Raw genomic sequence first — 19,077 nt, forward strand, 5'->3', positions numbered from 1 at the left:
ATCCCCGTCGCGCGGGCCCGCCCACCGGGGGCGGCCCGCGCGTCGTCGGTTCACCACCCCCGGCCGGGGTAGGAACCGGACGCCTCGAACGCCGGGCCGGAAGGAACGCGATGCTGCCGGGAACGTCCACGAACGCGACGGTGCTCGACTCCGCCACCCGGGACCGGACCCGCGTCCTGCTGCTGTTCGGCCTCTCCGGACGGCTCCGCCCCCGCGCCACCTCCCTCGGCGCCCTCGTCGACCGCTACGACTACGGACGCTTCGCCACCCACCTCATGACCAGCCAGGACGTGCTGCCCGTCCCGGTCCTCGACGAACAGGTCGCGCCCCGGCGGCTGCGGCTGCCGCACGGCGACCACGGCCTCGGCCTCGCGTCCCTGCGGATCCTCGTCGTCACCACTCCGCGGGGCGACGCCACCCTCGTCATGGACTGCGCCTTCGCGGGCGAGACCACCGCCGGCGATCTCGCCGCCTGGCTGGCCACCACCTGCTTCGACCGGGAGCGGATCGAACTCGACGACCGTCCGCTCCTGCAGAGCCTGTCCGCGCAGCTCGGCGGCGGGCCGCTCACCCTCGGCCAGAACGTGCACCAACTGGTCTTCCCCGGTGGCCGGTTACAGCGCGAACTGCTCAGCGCCGACGAGGCCCGCAAGGCGATCCTGCTGAACGAGATCGTCTACCGCGGCCGGATGCCGTGGAACCCCGCCACGCCCTACGACGCGAGCCCCGGCCCGCACCTCAGGAACCACGGCCTCACCCTCACCGCCCTCGGCCGGGGCGTCTCCGTCCAGGCCGGCTGGGCCCCGCACGTGGAGAACGGCCTGGTCCTCGTCGCCGTCGGCATGATCTCCGCCCTGTCCGTCCTGCAGCGCACCCGGCTGGCGGCCTTCGCCATGATGAAGGCCAACGAGCGGGCGCTGACCGACTCGCCCACCGAGATCCGCGCCCTGATCTCCCGCCTCTCCGCCGGCGTCAACGAACTCCAGCTGGACCTGGCCTTCGGCGTCGAGGCCTACGTCGACAGCCTGCTCATCCCCGAGATGGTCACCGAGGCCTTCCAGTCCTCACTGGGCGACGCCCTGGGCATCCGCGACAGCCTGGAGAACTCGGCCCGCATGGTGGAGCGCCTGACCTCGGTGATCAGCGCCCGCTCCGCCGCACTCGACGCCGAACTGGCCGAACGCGACGACCGGCGCGACCGCACCGTCTCCGCCCTGGTCGCCGCGGCCACCCTGATCGCCCTGCCGCCGACCCTGCTGCTGGCCTTCTTCGGCGTCAACGGCACCGACGTCGACGAGCACCGCTCCATCCTCGACCTGGGCACCTACGGCACGGCGTACGCCCTGGCCTGGCTTCCCTTCGTCGTCCTCGTCGTGATCGGATACGTCCTGCTCAGACGGGTCCGCACCCGCTCCGGCTCGCTGCTGCCCGCGCCCGACGACGAATTCCTGCCCGTACCGCCGCCCCGCTCGCCCTCCGGGAACCGACGACCATGACGCCACGCCCCGCCGTCTCCGCCCACCGGGGTGGCTCCGAGCGAGCCGGCCCCGCCACCTGGGAGGCGTACGAGGACGCGATCGCGTCCGGTGCGGAGTACGTCGAGTTCGACATCCGCCGCACCCGGGACGGAGTCCTCGTCGTGTACCACGACCCCCGGGTCGGTCCCGCCGGGCCCCCGCTCGCCGCGCTCACGCACGCCGAGCTGTGCGAGCGGGCCGGATACGCCGTGCCCGTGGTGGACGAGGTCATGGCGCTGATCGCCGGGAAGCTCGTGGCACACCTGGACCTCAAGGAGGTCGGCTACGAGCGGGAGGTGGTCGACCGGGCTGTCGCCCTGCTCGGCGCGGACGGGCTGGTCGTGACCACGCTGGAGGACCGTTCCGTCGCCGCCGTCACCCGGGGCTTCCCCGCCGTGCGCACCGCCCTGTCCCTGGGGCGGGACCGTCGGGAACTCGCCCTCGCCCGGCTGCCCGGGACCCGGCTGAGCGAGCTGTTCCCGACCCGTCGCATCCGGGCCTGCGGGGCGCACGGCGTCGCCGTGCACCAGCGGCTGGCCAGGACCAACGTGCTGCGCGAGGCGACCCGGCACGGGCTGTTCACCATGGTCTGGACCGTCAACGACGACACGCTGATGCGTGCCTTCCTCGCTCACCCGCGCGTCGACGTGCTCGTCACCGACCGGCCCCGGCGGGCCGTGGCGCTGCGCGGCCCGATCACCCCCTCGCGGCATTGACAAGAGCGCACTCAAGTTTTGTGCTGGAGTGTGTGGAGAGTCGTCGCCCTGGCGGAAGGGGACAGCGATGGGACGAGCGGTCGGAGTCGACCTCGGAACCACGAACTCGGTGGTCGCCGTGCTGGAAGGCGGCGAGTCCACCGTCATCGCCAACGCGGAGGGGGCCCGGACCACACCCTCGGTCGTGGCGTTCGCCAAGAACGGCGAGGTGCTGGTAGGAGAGGTGGCCAAACGGCAGGCCGTGACGAACGTGGAGCGCACCGCCCGCTCGGTGAAGCGGTACATGGGCGACGCGCACTGGCGCTTCCCCGGAGAGGGCGATGTGGACGGCACTCGCTACCGTGCCCAGGAGCTGTCCGCGCGGGTGCTGCAAAAGCTCAAGCGGGACGCCGAGTCCTACCTCGGCGAGGACGTCACCGACGCGGTGATCACGGTTCCCGCCTACTTCGACGACACCCAGCGACAGGCCACCAAGGAGGCCGGTGAGATCGCAGGCCTGAAGGTGCTGCGCATCATCAACGAGCCGACGGCCGCGGCCCTCGCCTACGGCCTGGACAAGGAGAACGACCAGACGGTCCTCGTCTTCGACCTCGGAGGCGGCACCTTCGACGTGTCGCTGCTGGAGATGGGCGAGGGCGTCATCGAGGTGAAGGCCACCAACGGTGACACGCACCTCGGCGGCGACGACTGGGACCAGCGGATCGTCGAGTACCTGATCAAGCGCTTCAAGGGCCAGACCGGCGTCGACCTCGCGGGCGACAAGATGGCGGTGCAGAGGCTGCGCGAGGGCGCCGAGCGGGCCAAGATCGAACTCTCCAGCTCCACCGAGACGACGATCAACCTGCCCTACATCACGGCCTCCGCGGAGGGACCCCTGCATCTCGACGAGAAGCTGACCCGGGCCCAGTTCCAGGAGCTGACCGCCGATCTGCTCGACCGCTGCAAGGCTCCGTTCCACCAGGCGGTCAAGGACGCCGGTGTGAAGCTCTCGGCGATCGACCACGTGATCCTCGTGGGTGGCTCGACCCGGATGCCCGCGGTGACCGACCTGGTCAAGGAACTGACCGGGAAGGACCCGCACAAGGGCGTCAACCCCGACGAGGTCGTGGCCGTGGGGGCGGCGCTCCAGGCAGGCGTCATCCGCGGCGACGTGAAGGACGTGCTGCTGCTCGACGTCACCCCGCTGTCCCTGGGCATCGAGACCAAGGGCGGCATCATGACGAAGCTCATCGAGCGCAACACGACCATCCCGACCCGGCGTTCGGAGATCTTCACGACGGCGGCCGACAACCAGCCCTCGGTCGGCATCCAGGTCTACCAGGGCGAACGCGAGATCGCCGCGTACAACAAGAAGCTCGGCGTCTTCGACCTGACGGGCCTGCCGCCGGCGCCGCGCGGCGTACCGCAGATCGAGGTGGCGTTCGACATCGACGCCAACGGCATCATGCACGTCTCCGCCAAGGACATGGCCACCGGCCGCGAACAGAAGATGACCGTCACCGGCGGCTCGGCCCTGCCCAAGGACGACATCGACCGCATGATGCGCGAGGCAGAGCAGTACGCCGAGGAGGACCGGGAGCGCCGCGAGGCCGCCGAGACCCGCAACCAGGCCGAGCAACTCGTCTACCAGACCGAGAACTTCCTCCGCGAGAACGGCGACCGCGTCCCGGCCGACACGAAGTCCGAGGTCGAGTCGGCCGTCGCCGAGGCGAAGGAGCGCCTGGAACAGCAGGCGGACACCGCCGCCCTGCGGGCCGCCGTCGAGAAACTCGCCTCCGTCAGCCAGAAGATGGGCCAGGCGATGTACGCCCAGGCGGCCCAGCAGGCCCCCGCCGAGGAGCCCCACGGCGCCCCCCGGGACGAGGAGGGCGTGGTCGACGCCGAGATCGTGGACGAGGACACGGACCACGGCGCCGGGCGGGCCGGGAAGAGCGGACCGGGCCAGGGCTGAGCAGCCTCAGGTCGTGTCCGCAAAGTCCCGGCGTTCGCCCGGAGGGCGGGCCCCGCGGCGTCTGGTGCGTGCTCTCGGCGTGCCGGGCGGAGTCCCTCGTACTAGACGTACTTGGGGCTTCGTCCGGTGCGGCGAGTGGGGTACCCCCTGCTCGAAGAGCTCGGGGGGAGCGTGCCAGGCGTCGCGGGGCAGGCGGGACTTCGCGGACACGGCCTAGCGGAACGCGGCGACGTGGCGGTGGGCCCAGTCGGCGAAGGTGCGGGGCGCGCGGCCGAGGACCCGCTCGATGTCGGGGCTGACGCGCCGCTCGGCGGGAGTGGGCTCACCCAGGATGGCCAGCGTCGTCTCCGCCACGGGCTCGGGCATGAACCGCAGCAGCTGCGCGCGGGCCTCGTCCCGGGTCTGCTCGACGAAGCGGACCGGTTCGCCGAGCGCCTCCGCCAGCGCCCCGGCGCGCTGCCGGGGCGTGCTCAGGGCGGGCCCGGTCAGCTCGTAGACCTGTCCGGCGTGCCCGTCCTCCCGCAGCGTCGCCGCGGCGACCTCGGCGATGTCGTCGGGGTCGACGGTGGGCAGCCCGACGTCACCGAACGGCGCGGCGACGGTCCGCAGGGCGCGGACGGACTCGGCCCAGGCGTACGCGTTGGAGTCGAAACCGCCGGGGCGCAGGATCACCCAGTCCAGGCCCGACCGCCGCACGGCGTCCTCGATGGCCCGTCCGACGCCGCCGTGGGAGGCCGACTCCGGCCGGGTCGCGACTCCCTGGGAGGAGAGCAGCACGACACGCCGGACGCCGCCGGCCCGGGCCGCGTCGAGGATCTGCCCGGGGTCCAGCAGATGGGCGTCGGCCCCGCCGTTCTGGAGGAACAGCGCCTCGGCGCCGTCCAGCACGGGGCGGAGGCTGTCGGCGTCGGTCAGGTCCGCCGGGCAGGCCCGGACCCCGTCCGGCAGGTCCGCGCCCGAGACCCTTCGCGATGTCGCCGTCACCTTCTCCCCGGCGTCGGCGAGGGCCTGTACGAGCGATCGGCCCACGTTCCCGGTCGCACCGGTCACCACGATCATGAGCAACTCCCTTGCTTTGCGGCCTTGTTGCCGATGTCGTGGACGCTAACACCGTCGGTATAGTAGGTACCTAGAGGAAAGTGACTATCCCAAAGGGGTGCACATGGGCGTGGAGACCACCCGAGCGGCGTCCGCCGCCACCGTCCCGGAACTCGCCTGCCCGATCAGCGCGGTCGTGGACATCGTGTTCAGCCGGTGGACCACGCCGATCCTGTGGACGCTCCACACCCACGGCCGGCAGCGCTTCGTCGAGCTGGAACGACGCATCGGCACCATCACGCCGAAGGTGCTGACCCAGCGCCTCAGGCAACTGGAGCGCGACGGCCTGGTCGTGCGCACCTACCACCCGGAGGTCCCGCCGCGGGTCGAGTACGAGATCAGCGAGCTCGGCCGCAGCCTCGCCCCGCTCTTCGCCCACCTCGCCGACTGGTCGGCCGCCCACCTCGACGAGGTCGAGCAGGCCCGCCACGCTTACGACAGCGAGAGCTGACGTCCCCGTGGCGCCGAGTCAGCGTCCCGTGGCGACCGGCGGCAGCGTCGCGCAGACCGCGTCCAGGACCGTCGCGTAGGGCGTGCCGAAGTCGTCGAGCTTCGACCGGAGCTGATCCAGGCCGTCCCGGTGCTCCGCCAGCAGCCCGGCGTTGCCGGTGCGGGACGCGAACTCCAGGACCGCCGGCAGGAAGTCCGGCGGCTCCTCGCCGGTGGTCTCCAGGCCGTGCGCGCGGTACACCTCCTCCGACGGCGCCGGGGCGGCCTCGCGCCAGACGCTCAGATACAGGCTGCGGTCCTGCCCCGCCTCGAAGACCTCGACGTAGTGGGCGGCCAGTTCCCTCGGCGGGGTGAGGGCCGCGTGGTCGGCGAACCCCCGCAGCTGCGGGGCGGCTTCGCGCAACAGCGGCAGCCGGGTGCGGAAGTCGTCGTCGGGGTACATCAGGCACAGCGCGGCCGCCTGGTACAGCACCTCGAATCCGGGCATCGGACCTCCTTCGCGAGCGCTTGACCGCCCGCCCGTCCCCCCGACGCTAGGGGCGTGCCGGGAAGCACACCTGCCGACGGCGCCCGTACGGGTCAGAACCCGTCCCATGACGTCGGGCGCGGCGGTGAGCCGCTCAGTAGCGCTCGCGGTACTCCCGCAGCAGTTCCTCCGTGCGCTGCGCGGAGCCCGCCCGGGCCGTCATGTGGTCGAGCACCTCCAGATGCGCGGAGACCTCCTTGCGGGAGTCCAGGTACAGCGCGCCGGTCAGGTACTCGGTGAAAACCATGTCGGGCAGCTCGGGCTCGGCGAAGCGGAACAGCGAGAACGGCGCGTAGGTGCCCGGATGGGGGCCGTCCGCGAACTCGGCGATCTGGAGGGTGACCCGGTCGCGCCCGGCGTACTCCAGCAGCTTGTCCAGCTGCTCGCGCATCACCCGGCCGTCCGCGCTCACCGGGCGGCACAGCACCGTCTCGTCCATGATGACCCACAGGTGCGGCGGGTTCGGGCGGTCCAGGAGCCGCTGCCGCTCCATGCGCAGCGACACATGCCGGTCCACGGCGTCCGGCCCGGCGTTCGCGATGGTGCCGGTCCGCAGCACCGCCCGCGCGTACCCCTCGGTCTGCAGCAGCCCCGGCACGAAGTGCGGCTCGTACGACCGGATGATCCGGGCCGCGCCCTCCAGGCTCACGTACAGGCTGAACCACTCCGGCAGCACGTCGTGGAACCGCTGCCACCAGCCCGGCCGGTTCGCCTCCTCCGCGAGGTCGACGAAGGCGGCGATCTCGTCCCCGGCCACCCCGTACGCCGTCAGCAGGATCTGCACGTACGGGATCTTCAGCGCGACGTCGGCGGTCTCCATCCGCCGGACCGTCGCCGGGGCGACCCGCAGCACCTTCGCGGCCTCGTCACGACTGAGGCCCGCGGCCTCGCGCAACTCCTGCAACCGCTTGCCCAGGACCACCTGGCCCACGGTGGGTGCGGCCCGCCGTTCACTCACGCCACGCCTCCCCAACGTGCCCAAGCCTGCGATCAGTCTGTCACGGTCGGTCGCCGGCACGACAGGGCCGGGAGCGAGAAGATCGCCGGAAGCGGAGGAGCGGCGCGGGCATTACCCCGCGGGTGATCGACCGTACGCCACCCGAAGGGGATCGTGAACGCACCGGTTCCCGGGCCGGCGCACTCCGCCCCGGGAACCGGCTCCAGCCGCCGCACCACGACCCGACGGAGGGTGATTTCCCATGTCCGCGGTCCAGCTCGCCGCACTCGCCCGGACCTCCGAGCCGCAGTCGGTGCTGCGCCGCTTCCTCGCCCTCGACGCCGCCGTGACCGTCACCCGGCTCGGCGTGTTCACCGTGCCGGCCGCCCTGCTGCTGTCGGTGCTGGCACTGTGGACCTCGCTCACCCTGATCGGAGGCTGACCGCGATGAAAGTCATCGCCTGGATCACCGAGGGCACCTGGCCCGTAACCGTCGAGGCCGCCCGCGCACACGCACCCGACGGCGCCGACATCGTGCTGCCGCATGTCACCCCGGCCGACGTGCCGGGCGCGGCGCACGGCGCCTTCGTCGGCCTGCTCGGGCGCGGCCAGCCCGAACGCGATCCCGGCACGAGGCTGGAGGAGTTGGCCGCCGCCCGCGCCGACCAGCTGCTCGCCGAGGCCGCACAGCGGCTGAGCCGCCCCTGCAGCCGCATCGAGCGCATCGGCCGCGTCGAGCGGGAAGTCGTCGCCGCGGCCGAGGATGCCGACCTGCTCGTCCTGGCCCGCGACGGCGACCGCACCCGCCTCGGGCCGCGCAGCCTGGGGCCCGCCGGCCGCTTCATCGTCGACCAAGAACGAAGATCGGCTGCATGTGACGATCCTGTCGCCCCTGCTATCAGAGCCGCGACCGCCGTGGCGTGGTATGGCTCAGGCTCCGCGTGGGACGGCGGCTTGCACTGCGGTTCTCCGGGTACAGCGATGGGGTGAGGGGGATCCCCGCACTGCCCGGAGCTTACTGAGAGAGACGCGCTCGTGACCCATCTCGTCGGCCCCCGCGCCGACGATGCGCAGGGACCGGACGATGACCCTGAAGCCATCGCCCGGGAGATCGCCGATGCCGTGGAGAGCCTGGCACACCTTTGGTCGCTGGCCACTCAGGAGGCCGCCTTGAGGTTGTCCCTGCATCAGCTGCGGGCGCTGCGTGCTCTGGGAGCGGCATCGGAACTGAATCTCACAGCGCTCGCCGAGCGCTTGGACATAGGGCTTCCCACGGCCAGCCGGTTGTGTGACCGGCTGGAGGCGGCCGGTCTCCTGGAGCGGGCGTTGCATCCGCACAAGCGTCGCGAGGTGCGGCTGAGTCTCACCGCGCATGGCCTGGATGCGCTGAGGGGCATCGCCGCACGTCGGGCCCGGGCGCTGGCGCTGGCGCTGGGGGCGATGGAGCCCGAGGAGCGTGTCGCTCTGAGCCGCGGGATGAAGGCGTTTCTCGCAGCCCAGGAGGTCGTACCCACGCGCTCCTCAGATGCCGATCTCAGGTAGTGGTGTGAGCCGCTCCGGCGTGACCATGAGCACTGTGGGAATGTCAGTTCTGGGACCGAGTTGCCGCGGCGATGCCGCGTCCGTTCCAGTCGAGGCAGACGACAGCGGCGTCGGCGGTGAGGTGCCTGCTGCCGAAATGTTCCATGAGGCCGGCCACGATGGAGCGCGCGGCCTCGTGCGGGGGCGCCAGTCGTGCCGCACTGAGGGTCTGCCGGAGGGCGCGCTCGCCGAAGAGGCCGCCGTCCGCGGAGCGCGCGCCGTGCACGCCTGAGCTGACCGCGATCAGCCGGTCGCCCGGCTCGACGTGGAAGGTTTGTTCCTGGTAGGGGGTCTCTTCGAACATGCCGAGCGGGAGCTGTGCTTCCAGTTCGATCTGTTCGATGGTCATGTCGCGTTGCCGGAAGAGCTGGGGGGATCCGGCGTCGACGGCGTGGACGGTGCCGGTGTCGAGGGCGAAGTGCAGGAGCAGGGTGGAGGCGTAGACCTTGCCGCCGTGCTGGGCGTAGATGGCTTGGTCGGCCAGGCATGCCTGGTCGGCGAGGGAGATGCCGGCGCGGCGGGCGTTGCGCAGGGCGCCGACGGTGAGGCTGGTGAGCAGGGAGGCGTCGATGCCCTGGCCCATGCCGTCGGTGACGGTGAGGGTCAGGTGGTCGGCGCTGGTGGACCAGTCGAAGTTGTCGCCGCCGATGGCGTAGGCGGGCTCGAGGTGGGCGCCGATGACGTACTCCTGGCGGGCGCACCCCCGGCCGGGGAGCAGCTGCCACTGCATTTCCGCGGCGAGGGTCAGGCGGCGGGTGCGGCGGGCCTGCAGGTACAGGTCGGTGTCACGGCCGGCGGTGTCGACCTCATGGCCGAGTGCGGTGGCGAAGTCGCCGAGCCGGAGCACCATGGCTGGATCCACGGCATGGGACGGCAGGCGAACGGAGAGGATGCCCAGCCGATCGCCGCGCACGGTGATGGGCAGGTGCACCACCTCGGTCGCGGAGTCCCTGGTGACCTCGACGACCGGTGCCTGGGTGATGAAGGCGCGTCCGGCCGGACCGTCGTGGGCGGGAACCGGCTCGCCGGTGTGGGGCAGGTGGGTGACGGGCTGCAGGACCGTCAGCCCGTAGTCGGCCAGCAGCAGGGTCACCTCTTGGGCGCCGGCACGGTCGGCCAGGAGGCGATGGGCGGTAGCGACCAGCGCATGGGGTGGAGCGGCGCGCAGCAGGCTCTCCGCGGACGCTGCCGGTTCTGAGGTGGTCATGGCATCCGCCCTCTCCGCTGGTGGTTTCCACGCTATCGCGGCCGGGTCCCGCGGAGGCTACGGGAAACGAACGAATGACCGGGTTCGGATGAGCCGCTTGATCACGGGGGGTGCCGGAGGCCGCGGTGGGAAGCCTCCGGGGCGGTGCGGCACAGCAGGAGACAGACGTCGTCGTCGCGCTCGGAGTCGTGGATCATCGGTTTGAGCAGCGACTCCGCTGCCGTGTCCAGGTCGTGCTCCAGTTCGGCCGTGCTCAGTGCGGCCAGGGCGTGGCTGAGCCGGTCGATGCCGGGGTCGATGCCCTGGGCGCGGCGTTCGACCAGTCCGTCGGTGTAGAGGGCGAGCGTCGAGCCGGGCGGGAGGGCGACGGTGTGGTCCTCGTACTCGTAGGGCATGGGTATGCCCAGCATGATCCCGGGCTTGGTTTCCAGCACATGGACGGTGCCGTCGGCCGCGCGCACGACGGGGGGCGGGTGGCCGGCGGACGCCCAGACGACGCTGGGATCGCCGGGGCGGAAGCGGGCGATGACGGCGGTCGCGTACAGCTCGTGCTGCTGGTGGCGGAGCATGCGGTGCAGGCGGGTGAGGATGCCCGCCGGAGTGTCGCATTCGACGGCGTAGGCGCGCAGCGCGGTGCGCAGTTGGCCCATCATCACGGCGGCACGCAGGCCGTGGCCGGTGACGTCTCCTACGACGGCCAGCAGGCTGCCGTCGGATTGTACGAAGGCGTCGTACCAGTCGCCGCCGATGTTCAGTCCGCGTGTGGCGGGCAGGTAGCGGGCTGCCAGGGACAGCTCTGGAATGGTGGGCAGTTCGGTGAGCTGGGCCCGTTGGAGGGCTTCGGCGGTGTCGCGATGCTGCTCGTAGCGGCGGGCGTTCTCCAAGGCGATGCCGGTACGACGGGCCAGTTCGATCAGCATGACGGCCTCGTCGGGATCGAATCGGGAACCGCGCGCTGTCATGGTCAGCACGCCCAGGATGCGGTGTCCGGCGAGGGGGACACACAGCAGGGGCCGTGTGGGGGCGAGGGCCGAGGGCGGCAGGTCATCGACGCCGGACAGGCCGCCCGGGTGGGCTGCGGCGTGCTGGGGCCGGCCGGTGCGTGCGGCGACCACGGCTGCGGCCGGCCGGTGTCCTTGGCCTGGGGAGGGGTCGTCGTCGAAGAGCCAGACATCGAGGTGGCCGGCGTAGCGGGGGACGAGGAGTTCGGGCAGTCGGCGCAGGATGCCTTCGTGGTGGAGTGATGCGGTCACGGCGTCGCCGGCGTCGGCGAGGAAGGTCAGCAGACTCCGTGCGTTCTCTGCCTGAACTCGTGCGGCCCGTTCGGCATCGAGCAGGTTGTGCTGGGTCAGGGCGGCAGCTTCCAGCTCGGCGTGGAGGGCCAGGACGCCCTGGTTGGTCTGGTGCAGTTCCTCGCGGTAGGAGCGGACCAGGCCTTCCTGCGTATCGAGCCGCTCAAGGAGTTCGGCGGTGTCCTCATCCGCTACGAGGAGCGCCTCGGCCATCCCTGAGCTGTCGACGTCGGCCGGACCGGCGGCGTCCACGTGCCCGCCTTCGGGGCACATGATCGAAAGCTGCCAGTCTGGCTGATGGCCCCGCGTGTGCCGGGCAGCCGGGCGCACCATCACGTCGAGGCGCCTGCCCCCGTCGGCGTCGGCTTGATGCATGCGGACGAGCAGGTCCCAGGCCCCGCCTTGATCGAGGCACCACCGCAGCTTCCCGGTGACGGAGGTCAGAAACCGGGTGCGCTCGACCAGGGGCACCCCGGCGGAGGCGGTGAGACGGGCCGTGGCCGTCCGGGCGAGGGCCGCGTCGGCGGCTGAGGCGATGGTCCAGGTGTCAGGTACGGCGGTCATGGTCGCCTGCCCCGCGGTCGGGGGCCAGGACGGCCACACTGGTGTCGTCGCGCAGGGGGCGGGCGGCGCTGCCGGCGTCTCGCAGGATGGTGGCGGCCACCAAAACCGGGTCATGGCCGAGGAGGTCGGTGTCCTCCGGCGGCGTCCAGCGGCTGGGCAGTCCGTCGCTGTGCAGGACGAGGAGACTGTCCCGGCTCCACGGCAGGTGCTGTACGGGCACCCTGGCCGGGAAATGGGCACCGACGATGCCGGGGTGGGAGACCAGTGGCTGCCAGCTGTCCCCTGTGCATATGCGGGCGCCGACGTTGCCTACGCCCGCGAAACCGAGCTGGTGGGTATCCGTGTCGAGCTGTGCCACGGCGACAGCGGCGCCCCGGGTGGTGCGCAGTGCCCTGTCCAACTGCCGCAGGATCTGCTCAGGCGGCAGGTGCGCGTTCCGGTGCAGTTCGTCGACGGCCGCGGCGGATGCCGTGGCGGCCTTGGCGCCGTGTCCCAGGCCGTCGGCGGGCATCAGGGTCAGGCGGGGCCCGGAGCGCACCCAGCTGAAGGAGTCACCGGAGTGTTCGGCCTGGGCGAGGGGGGCATTGATCCCTCCCAGTCGGTAGGGGTGCCCGGCCTCTGCCCTGTGGGTGACCGGCTCCTGGTCGATGCGTGCCATGACGACGGTGCCCCGGCCGCGCACGCTGTACAGGTCGAAGGCGCTGGATATGCGCACGCAGGTGCCAAGGCCTGCGCCGAGGGACGGGGCAGCGGTGGCGCAGCCGTCGCGCAGCGCCGCCGCGACGTCGGGGATGCCCGGGCCGTGGTCGATGGAGACGATTTGCACCGCGGCGCTGCCGGAGCCGGCTTCGGTGGGCGGGCGTTCCAGGAGGTTGATCAGGACGCTGCCGCCGCCGGCGTGCTTGAGCAGGTTGGTGGCCAGCTCGGTGGCGACCAGCGCGGCGATGGCGGTGCGGTGCGGATCGAGGCAGGCTCTGGCGCCGGCCGCCTCGGCCGCGACGCGGACATCCCGTACTCGGGTGGAGTCGTGCACGGGGGTGTCCCAGACCCTGCTCATCCGTCCTCCGCACGGGGGTGCGGCAGGCCGGTGGCCCACGCGGCGACGGTGATGGTGGTGCCCCCGCCGGGACGGCTGTCGATGCCGAACTCCTGGACCAGGCGTTTGGCCCCGCTCAGCCCCATCCCCAGCCCGCTGCCGGTGGTGTAGCCGTCGGTCATCGCCTGCTCGATGTCGCGGATGCCGGGACCGTCGTCGGTGAAGGCCAGCCGCAGTCCGAGGACGGGCCCTTGGTGCAGCACGGTCATCTCGACCTGGCCGCCGCCTCCGTGGATGAGAGTGTTGCGGGCCAGCTCGCTGACCGCGGTCACCAGCTTCGTCTGCTGCACCAGCCCGAATCCGAGCTCGGCCGCCGCCTGTCTCACCTGCTGCCGCACCCACGCCAGATCGGTGTCCGAGCCGATCGGCAGTCTGATGGTGCCCGTGTCATGGGAGGTCTGCATGGTTCGCCCTCCGGGGGTGGGGCGGATCGGGGCAGGGGCCGTGCTCAAACATGGCCAGGGCCCGCTCGACGTCCAGGGCGGTGGGCAGTCCGGGCAGGGTGAGGCCCAGCTCGACCAGCGTGATGGCTACGGCGGGCCGCATCCCGGCCAGAATCGTCCGGGCAGCCATCAGACGGGCGTGGGAAGCGATCTCGGCAAGCACGCGGCCCAGGAACGAGTCGACGATGTCCACACCGGAGATGTCGATCACCACACCCGTCACCGGGCTGTGGGCGATGCGGTGGGTGAGGTCCTCCTGGAGCTGCTCGGCCATGCTGTCGTGCAACTCCCCCTGCAGAGTGATCAGGAGGGTTGCCCCCAGGGCCAGCACTGGCACCCGGGAGGGGTGGGCCCGCCTGGATCCTGTCACGACAGGTTCGCGCCGACCGGAGTGCGGGGAGCGACCACGATGCCTTGCTGGCGCAACGCGTACGCCAGCGCGTCGGCCAACGACGACCGGGTGACCACGGTTCCGAGGTCGATGCCCAGGTGGACGATGGTCTGCGCGATCGCGGGCCGGATGCCCGAGACGATGCACTCGGCGCCCATCAGCCGCGCCGCAGCCACCGTCTTCATCAGGTGCTGGGCGACCAGCGAGTCGACCGTGGGCACGCCGGTGATGTCGAGGATGGCGTAGCGGGCGCGCTCGGCGACGATCGCGTCCAGCAGGCTCTCCATGACCACCTGGCTGCGCGCGCTGTCCAGCGTGCCGATCAGCGGAACGGCGACGATGCCGTCCCACAGCTTGATCACCGGGGTGGCCACCTCCAGCAACTGCAGGCGTTGCCGTGCGATGAGTTCGTCCCCCTGCCTGAGGGTCGTCTCCATCACCACCAGGCGCAGCGTGCCCATCAGGACCGTGAGGGCCAGCGCACATTCCTGGGCCTGGTCGCCGGCCGGATCCGGGAACTCTCCGCGAAGAAGCGTTACGGCCGGCTGGTGCAGCTCGGCGACCTCCCCGGCGACCTGCGCCGGGGTCGAACCGGTGCGGGCCCGGGAGGCGGCCATCCGGCCCAGTTGGTCACGCACCGTCTGGAAGCCGGGCGCCGTGATGTCGTCCAGCCGCCCGGAGGAGGCAACGTCGGACAACGCGTCCACCACTGCCTTGCCCGCCTCCACCGCCTCGTCCCGGGACACGGTGAACACCGTGCGGAAGAGTTCTGCATCGGCCCAGCGCTGGGCGATCTGCTCCTGCCTCACCCGGAGGAACTCGCCCACCTTCCGCGCCGCCCACTCCGAGGCCGCGTCCTGCTCCGACACCTGCATCGTCCCCTCGTACCGGATCTCCCGATGCCCGACACGTGGCAGGCCATCAGACAATTATTGCCGCATGACAAACATTAGCCCTGGTGGTGCGGAGCAAACAACACTCGACCGCAAGACGGGCAGACCTCGCGCGCCCGCGTTCAGCGTCCACGCCAGTCCAGGCAGACCACCAGGGCGTCGTCGTCCGGGACGGTTCGGCCGCGGTGGCCGGTCAGCTCGCGCAGGATGGCCCGGGGCACCTCGGCGGCCGGAAGAAGCCGGGTCGACTGCATCGCCCGGGCCAGGGCGGCGTCGCCGTACGCCTCTCCGCGCGGCGAGGCGACGTCGTACACCCCGTCACTGACGAAGACCAGCCGGTCCCCGGGCTCGGCCCGGAACTCCTGGGCCACGTAGTCGGTCTCCTCGAACATGCCGAGCGGCAGCTGGGCCTCGAAGGCGATCCGCTCGACCGTCCCACCACGCAGGCGCAGCACCTTGGGGGAGCCGGCGTCCACCACCCGGGCGCGCCCGGTGGCCAGGTCGAAGTCGAACATCAGCACCGACAGGTAGCAGCGGCCGCGGTAGTGCGCGTACACCGCCTGGTCGGCCAGGGCAGCCTGGTCGGCCAGCGGGATGCCGGCCCGGCGCGCGTTGCGCAGCGCGTTGATGGCCAGGTTCGTCAGCAGGGAGGCCTCTATGCCCTCACCCATGCCGTTGGTGACGTACAGCATGAAGCGGTCCGCCGTGGCGGACCAGTCGAAGTTGTCACCGAAGATCGCGTACGCGGGCTCCAACTGCGCACCCAGCTCATACTCCGGCCGGGCGCAGGACCGGCCCGGCAGCAACTGCCACTGCATCTCGGCGGCCAGGGTCAGCCGGTCCTTGCGCCGGGCCTGGAGGTACAGGTCGGTGTCCCGCTCGGCCACGACCACCTCATGCCCGAGCACCTCGGCGATCTCCGAGAGCTCGGTGCGATAGGAGGCGGCGTGGTCACCGTCCGAGAGGGTCACCGACAGGACGCCCAGCCGGTCGCCACGCACCGTGACCGGCAGATGGACGCGCACCCGTCCGTCTCCGACCGGTTCCTCATAGGGTTCCTGGGCGCCGAACGCCCGGCCGGCCGGGCTGTTGTGCACCGACACCGGCTCCAGGGTGTGCGGCAGCACGGACACCGGCTGGAGCACCGTCAGCCCGTAATCGGCCATGAACAACTCGACCGAGTCCGCCTCGTACTGCTCGCTCAGCACGCGGCGGACGGCGCTGAGCAACTCGTGGGGAGCCGCTGTTCGCAGAGCGCGTTCAGCGGCTACAAATCTCTTCATGATGGTTGATACACCAATCTTTCACCGGACGGCCGGCACGCCTCGTACCGCGCCGAAGCCGTCCGTTGTGCCCCGCGCGGGTCTTTCAAGTCATCTGTCGCCAGCGCGTGCGCCTAGTACGCTGACAGCCTTCCCAGTGCCTGCGAGAGTGTGACTGTGACTGCCTTCAGACCCCGCCGAGAGCCGAACGAGGTCGCTCGGGTGACCTCTACGGCTGCGGAGCTGCTGGAAGTTCTGTGGGGACAGGCCTCCACCGCACCAGCCTCCGGGTCCCAGCTGCGCGTGCTGCTCATCCTCGAGCACCACGAGGGCATCAACCTGCGCACCCTCGCCGACACCCTCGCCTCCACTCCACCGTCCACCAGCCGACTGTGCGACCGGCTGCAGGCCGCAGGCTTCGTCGAGCGCGAGATGAGCACCGCCGACAGACGTGAGGTGCGGCTGCATCTCAGCGCCCGGGGCCGCGCCTTCCTCGACGACCTGCGCGCACGCAGGGAGAAGGCCCTGCAGGCGGTCCTCGACCAGATGCCCGCCGTGAAGCGGGCCGCCCTGCTCCAGGGGCTGGAGGCGTTCTGCGCCGCGGCGGCGGCCCAGATACACGACGACGCCGAGGGTTCCGGCAGGCGGACGGCCTGAACGCCTTTGTACGTCGCCTCCCTGCCCGCCGTCAGGCACGGACTGTCAGGGCACGGAGCGGTCTCCGCCCACCGGAACATTCCAGATCCTTCCCCGTGCATGTCCGAGCACGGCTACTTTGTTGCCTCACGACTATAGTTGTCAAATGGCAACTGTTCCTCTTGTTGCCTGTCTCCAAAGTCGGATACCCCGGGTTGGCCCACACTGGAGAGGCTGTGGGGAACGTCTCGTCGACGACAGCGCGCCCACGGCGGGCCGCTCCAGGTGGCGAGGCTCACTGAAATGGGTCTCCGAAGTGGCGTTGACCAGCGCACATGGCGAAGTGGCGACGTCAGGACGGACCAGTCGAGATCGGGAGAAGGTCACGCTGCCGGGCGACCAGGCCGGGCGTGTGTACGGGTTGCCGACTGGTGAATCCATCCGGTGGGGGCATCCGGTATGTACCAAACCGACAAGCGCCGGAGGTCACCAAGGTGCACTACTTCGACGAGGAGGACTCGCTACTCGGGGACAGCCCGCAGACAGCCGAACACGCGCGGGAGATGACCCGCGGCTTTCTGTCCGCAGTCGCACCCAAGGACCCGGCGGAGGCTGAAGCCGTACTGATCGTGGTGTCCGAGCTGGTCACCAACACCCTCGTGCATGCCGGCGGGGTTACCGGGTTCCAACTGCGGGCGGGGCCGGGACCGTGATGGTGTGCGTCGAGGACGTCAGGCCCGATCCGCCTCGCCCCCGCCGGACGAGGACACCGTGAGCCGGAGGCCGGGAGGGTTCGGCTGGTCACTGATACAGGAGCTCTCGACACAGGTGGACATCAGCGCCGGAGCCGGCGGCAAAGCCGTACAAGCGGTGCTCCCTCTTTCGCACTGATCCTGAGACGCGGCGGCCACGCCGCCCACACGCCGCGGGCATGGAACGACAGTTCTGGGCTGAGCGCGGCGCAGGTCGGCCAACCAGGCAACTGGGAAGGCCGAGGCAAGAGGGAGGGCTTGTGGCAGCACCGACGACACCTGTCGAGGCAACGACGGATTCTGGCACCGAACTGCCACCTTGACGACCCGCAAAGGCTCGCGCCCAAGGACGCCCGGGCACTGTCCGGACTCTTCCTCGATCGGCTGGCCGTCCTGGAGGAGGGAACCCGCGCGTACTAGTACGCGCGCAACACGCTCATCACGCCGGGCGCCGTGTGGACGGTGCTCCAGGCCCTGGTCGTGGCCGGATTCGCCGTCCTCCAGCACATGTCCCTGAAAATCCGTCAGGAAATGGATTCCTGAAGGTACTTGACCGTCGCCGGGTCGGCCGGGAGCAGCGTCTCGATGGCCAGCTCGGCGACCGTCACGTCCATCGGCGTGTTGAACGTGGAGATCGAGGAGATGAACGACAGTGTCCGTCCCTCGTGCTCGATCCGCAGCGGCAGCGCGAAGTACGGAACCGGATCCGACGGCTCGTCCGCCGGATCCGTCTCGGGCACGGGATACGCCGCCACCTCCTCGTACAGCGCCCGCAACGGCTCCGAGCGATGCAGCGCGATCTGCCGCTCCATCTGTTCCAGCAGATGCCCCCGCCAGGCGCGCAGATTGCGGATGCGGGGCGCGAGACCTCGCGGGTGCAGGGCCAGCCGCATCGCGTTCAGCGGTGGTTCGAGCAGAGACGCGCAGACGCCGTCGACCAGCGTCATGACCCCCTGGTTGGCGGCCACCACGTTGTACAGCGCGTCCACCACCAGCGCCGGATACGGCTCGTAGCCGCTGATCAGCCGCTCGATGCCCTCCCGCAGCGCGCCGAGCGCCGGGTCGTCCAGCGGGGTCTCCGGGTAGCGGGGGGCGTAACCGGCCGCCAGCAGCAGCGCGTTGCGCTCCCGCACGGGCACGTCGAGATGCTCGGCCAGCCGCAGCACCATCTCCTCGCTGGGCCGGGAACGGCCGGTCTCGACGAAGCTGATGTGCCGGGCAGAGGAGTCCGCGCGCAGGGCCAGCTCCAGCTGACTGACCCGCCGCTGCTCCCGCCAGGCCCGCAGCAGCGGGCCCACGCCCTGCTCGGCGGAGGACGGGTGAGTGGTCATGCCGGGACCGTAGTCGAGAACCGGCCGCACCGGACAGACGCACCCCTGTGACCAGGGCCCCGGCCGCCCCGCTGTGGCAGGCTGAGAGGACACCGAGGACACCGCAGTCCGGGAAGGAGCGCAGCCCATGCCCGTCGAACCGCTGTCGCAGAAAGAGGTCGAGGACCGGCTGGCCGAGCTGCCGGGCTGGTCGCTCGACAGAGACCGCCTCTTGCGCTCCTACCGGCTCGGCTCGCACTTCGCGGCGACGGCGATGGTCGTGCACATCGCCCAGGTCCAGGAGGAACTGAACCACCACTCCGACCTGACGCTCGGCTACAACACCGTCTCCCTGGCCGTGCACACGCACAGCGCGGGCGGCGCCGTCACCGAGAAGGACTTCGAGCTCGCCCGCAGGGTGGAGGACCTCGCCCCCGGGCACGGGGCACACTGAC

At 71.1% G+C, this 19,077-nt stretch carries 21 protein-coding genes and 1 pseudogene; 11 read left to right on the plus strand and 11 right to left on the minus strand.

Translation table 11 applies throughout. The features are described 5' to 3' along the window. Positions 1-110 precede the first annotated feature (110 nt). The 3 genes from FDO69_RS18545 (at position 111) to dnaK (ending at position 4,184) form a co-directional block, all read left to right on the plus strand. Positions 111-1,496 (plus strand): hypothetical protein, encoded by a 1,386-nt coding sequence (locus FDO69_RS18545; protein ID WP_104780955.1) that lies wholly within the window; start codon positions 111-113, stop codon positions 1,494-1,496. After that, positions 1,493-2,233 (plus strand): glycerophosphodiester phosphodiesterase family protein, encoded by a 741-nt coding sequence (locus FDO69_RS18550; RefSeq protein ID WP_104780956.1) that lies wholly within the window; start codon positions 1,493-1,495, stop codon positions 2,231-2,233. Before FDO69_RS18545 ends, FDO69_RS18550 begins: the two co-directional genes overlap by 4 nt. 67 nt (positions 2,234-2,300) lie before the next feature. Continuing rightward, the gene (gene dnaK, locus FDO69_RS18555; RefSeq protein ID WP_104780957.1) at positions 2,301-4,184 is read left to right on the plus strand and encodes a molecular chaperone DnaK; all 1,884 of its coding nucleotides are present in this window, start codon (positions 2,301-2,303) and stop codon (positions 4,182-4,184) included. A 213-nt stretch (positions 4,185-4,397) separates the two neighbouring features. Here the strand turns inward: dnaK and FDO69_RS18565 are convergent, their stop codons facing one another. After that, positions 4,398-5,243, minus strand: coding sequence for an NAD(P)H-binding protein (locus FDO69_RS18565; RefSeq protein ID WP_104780958.1), 846 nt, complete (start codon positions 5,241-5,243; stop codon positions 4,398-4,400). Between the two features lie 103 nt (positions 5,244-5,346). Here FDO69_RS18565 and FDO69_RS18570 point away from each other — a divergent pair, with 103 nt between their 5' ends. Next, entirely contained in the window at positions 5,347-5,733 is a 387-nt protein-coding gene (locus FDO69_RS18570; RefSeq protein ID WP_104780959.1) for a winged helix-turn-helix transcriptional regulator, read from the plus strand. 18 nt (positions 5,734-5,751) lie between these two features. Here FDO69_RS18570 and FDO69_RS18575 read toward each other — a convergent pair whose 3' ends face one another. Further along, complete coding sequence (locus tag FDO69_RS18575; protein ID WP_104780960.1) at positions 5,752-6,219, minus strand: nitrate reductase molybdenum cofactor assembly chaperone; 468 nt, start codon at positions 6,217-6,219, stop codon at positions 5,752-5,754. A gap of 133 nt (positions 6,220-6,352) precedes the next feature. Continuing rightward, positions 6,353-7,216 (minus strand): helix-turn-helix domain-containing protein, encoded by an 864-nt coding sequence (locus tag FDO69_RS18580; protein WP_104780961.1) that lies wholly within the window; start codon positions 7,214-7,216, stop codon positions 6,353-6,355. Positions 7,217-7,457: 241 nt separating this feature from the next. On the opposite strand from FDO69_RS18580, the gene FDO69_RS18585 reads away from it, so the two are divergent. Genes FDO69_RS18585 through FDO69_RS18595 form a run of 3 tightly spaced genes read left to right on the plus strand, consistent with a single transcriptional unit; the run spans position 7,458 to position 8,737 of the window. After that, on the plus strand, positions 7,458-7,637 hold the full coding sequence (locus FDO69_RS18585; RefSeq protein WP_104780962.1) for a hypothetical protein: 180 nt from the start codon (positions 7,458-7,460) through the stop codon (positions 7,635-7,637). A 5-nt stretch (positions 7,638-7,642) separates the two neighbouring features. Continuing rightward, positions 7,643-8,185 carry a universal stress protein gene (locus FDO69_RS18590; protein WP_234387988.1) on the plus strand — a complete coding sequence of 181 codons (543 nt, stop codon included), beginning with the start codon at positions 7,643-7,645 and terminating at the stop codon, positions 8,183-8,185. A 45-nt stretch (positions 8,186-8,230) separates the two neighbouring features. Beyond that, the gene (locus FDO69_RS18595; protein WP_104780963.1) at positions 8,231-8,737 is read left to right on the plus strand and encodes a MarR family winged helix-turn-helix transcriptional regulator; all 507 of its coding nucleotides are present in this window, start codon (positions 8,231-8,233) and stop codon (positions 8,735-8,737) included. Between the two features lie 43 nt (positions 8,738-8,780). Here the strand turns inward: FDO69_RS18595 and FDO69_RS18600 are convergent, their stop codons facing one another. The 7 genes from FDO69_RS18600 to FDO69_RS18630 form a co-directional block, all read right to left on the minus strand. Beyond that, positions 8,781-9,983, minus strand: a complete 1,203-nt coding sequence (locus FDO69_RS18600; protein ID WP_104780964.1) for a PP2C family protein-serine/threonine phosphatase — start codon at positions 9,981-9,983, stop codon at positions 8,781-8,783. 101 nt (positions 9,984-10,084) lie between these two features. After that, positions 10,085-11,839 (minus strand): PP2C family protein-serine/threonine phosphatase, encoded by a 1,755-nt coding sequence (locus FDO69_RS18605; protein ID WP_104781098.1) that lies wholly within the window; start codon positions 11,837-11,839, stop codon positions 10,085-10,087. After that, complete coding sequence (locus FDO69_RS18610) at positions 11,823-12,896, minus strand: SpoIIE family protein phosphatase (protein ID WP_104780965.1); 1,074 nt, start codon at positions 12,894-12,896, stop codon at positions 11,823-11,825. Before FDO69_RS18610 ends, FDO69_RS18605 begins: the two co-directional genes overlap by 17 nt. After that, a complete protein-coding gene (locus FDO69_RS18615; RefSeq protein WP_104780966.1) occupies positions 12,893-13,339 on the minus strand; it encodes an anti-sigma regulatory factor in 447 nt (148 codons plus the stop codon). The genes FDO69_RS18610 and FDO69_RS18615 overlap by 4 nt, the downstream gene beginning before the upstream one ends. Next, the gene (locus tag FDO69_RS18620) at positions 13,323-13,748 is read right to left on the minus strand and encodes an STAS domain-containing protein (RefSeq protein WP_104780967.1); all 426 of its coding nucleotides are present in this window, start codon (positions 13,746-13,748) and stop codon (positions 13,323-13,325) included. The genes FDO69_RS18615 and FDO69_RS18620 overlap by 17 nt, the downstream gene beginning before the upstream one ends. Then, positions 13,745-14,644 (minus strand): STAS domain-containing protein, encoded by a 900-nt coding sequence (locus FDO69_RS18625; RefSeq protein WP_104780968.1) that lies wholly within the window; start codon positions 14,642-14,644, stop codon positions 13,745-13,747. The genes FDO69_RS18620 and FDO69_RS18625 overlap by 4 nt, the downstream gene beginning before the upstream one ends. A gap of 140 nt (positions 14,645-14,784) precedes the next feature. After that, positions 14,785-15,945 (minus strand): PP2C family protein-serine/threonine phosphatase, encoded by a 1,161-nt coding sequence (locus FDO69_RS18630; RefSeq protein WP_104780969.1) that lies wholly within the window; start codon positions 15,943-15,945, stop codon positions 14,785-14,787. Positions 15,946-16,095: 150 nt separating this feature from the next. Here FDO69_RS18630 and FDO69_RS18635 point away from each other — a divergent pair, with 150 nt between their 5' ends. The 3 genes and pseudogenes from FDO69_RS18635 to FDO69_RS42035 form a co-directional block, all read left to right on the plus strand. After that, complete coding sequence (locus FDO69_RS18635; RefSeq protein ID WP_170320905.1) at positions 16,096-16,581, plus strand: MarR family winged helix-turn-helix transcriptional regulator; 486 nt, start codon at positions 16,096-16,098, stop codon at positions 16,579-16,581. A 473-nt stretch (positions 16,582-17,054) separates the two neighbouring features. Continuing rightward, positions 17,055-17,273, plus strand: a complete 219-nt coding sequence (locus tag FDO69_RS18640; RefSeq protein ID WP_104780971.1) for a hypothetical protein — start codon at positions 17,055-17,057, stop codon at positions 17,271-17,273. Between the two features lie 318 nt (positions 17,274-17,591). Further along, a pseudogene (locus tag FDO69_RS42035) lies at positions 17,592-17,729 on the plus strand (RNA polymerase sigma factor SigF); the annotation flags it as partial. Between the two features lie 107 nt (positions 17,730-17,836). On the opposite strand, the gene FDO69_RS18650 reads toward FDO69_RS42035, so the two are convergent. Then, complete coding sequence (locus FDO69_RS18650; protein ID WP_104781099.1) at positions 17,837-18,643, minus strand: helix-turn-helix domain-containing protein; 807 nt, start codon at positions 18,641-18,643, stop codon at positions 17,837-17,839. Between the two features lie 127 nt (positions 18,644-18,770). On the opposite strand from FDO69_RS18650, the gene FDO69_RS18655 reads away from it, so the two are divergent. Next, positions 18,771-19,076, plus strand: coding sequence for a 4a-hydroxytetrahydrobiopterin dehydratase (locus FDO69_RS18655; protein WP_104780972.1), 306 nt, complete (start codon positions 18,771-18,773; stop codon positions 19,074-19,076). The last annotated feature ends 1 nt before the right edge of the window (position 19,077 follow it).

Source organism: Streptomyces tibetensis (assembly GCF_007655005.1).
GTDB lineage: Bacteria > Actinomycetota > Actinomycetes > Streptomycetales > Streptomycetaceae > Streptomyces > Streptomyces tibetensis.

Bases quoted from the DNA above. Each gene is read 5' to 3' on its own strand.
- FDO69_RS18655 (WP_104780972.1), top strand. From the start codon at position 18,771: ATGCCCGTCGAACCGCTGTCGCAGAAAGAGGTCGAGGACCGGCTGGCC.
- FDO69_RS18605 (WP_104781098.1), bottom strand. From the start codon at position 11,839: ATGACCGCCGTACCTGACACCTGGACCATCGCCTCAGCCGCCGACGCG.
- FDO69_RS18610 (WP_104780965.1), bottom strand. From the start codon at position 12,896: ATGAGCAGGGTCTGGGACACCCCCGTGCACGACTCCACCCGAGTACGG.
- FDO69_RS18575 (WP_104780960.1), bottom strand. From the start codon at position 6,219: ATGCCCGGATTCGAGGTGCTGTACCAGGCGGCCGCGCTGTGCCTGATG.
- FDO69_RS18650 (WP_104781099.1), bottom strand. From the start codon at position 18,643: ATGACCACTCACCCGTCCTCCGCCGAGCAGGGCGTGGGCCCGCTGCTG.
- FDO69_RS18630 (WP_104780969.1), bottom strand. From the start codon at position 15,945: ATGAAGAGATTTGTAGCCGCTGAACGCGCTCTGCGAACAGCGGCTCCC.
- FDO69_RS18570 (WP_104780959.1), top strand. From the start codon at position 5,347: ATGGGCGTGGAGACCACCCGAGCGGCGTCCGCCGCCACCGTCCCGGAA.
- FDO69_RS18545 (WP_104780955.1), top strand. From the start codon at position 111: ATGCTGCCGGGAACGTCCACGAACGCGACGGTGCTCGACTCCGCCACC.
- dnaK (WP_104780957.1), top strand. From the start codon at position 2,301: ATGGGACGAGCGGTCGGAGTCGACCTCGGAACCACGAACTCGGTGGTC.
- FDO69_RS18615 (WP_104780966.1), bottom strand. From the start codon at position 13,339: ATGCAGACCTCCCATGACACGGGCACCATCAGACTGCCGATCGGCTCG.
- FDO69_RS18625 (WP_104780968.1), bottom strand. From the start codon at position 14,644: ATGCAGGTGTCGGAGCAGGACGCGGCCTCGGAGTGGGCGGCGCGGAAG.
- FDO69_RS18590 (WP_234387988.1), top strand. From the start codon at position 7,643: ATGAAAGTCATCGCCTGGATCACCGAGGGCACCTGGCCCGTAACCGTC.
- FDO69_RS18565 (WP_104780958.1), bottom strand. From the start codon at position 5,243: ATGATCGTGGTGACCGGTGCGACCGGGAACGTGGGCCGATCGCTCGTA.
- FDO69_RS18550 (WP_104780956.1), top strand. From the start codon at position 1,493: ATGACGCCACGCCCCGCCGTCTCCGCCCACCGGGGTGGCTCCGAGCGA.
- FDO69_RS18600 (WP_104780964.1), bottom strand. From the start codon at position 9,983: ATGACCACCTCAGAACCGGCAGCGTCCGCGGAGAGCCTGCTGCGCGCC.
- FDO69_RS18585 (WP_104780962.1), top strand. From the start codon at position 7,458: ATGTCCGCGGTCCAGCTCGCCGCACTCGCCCGGACCTCCGAGCCGCAG.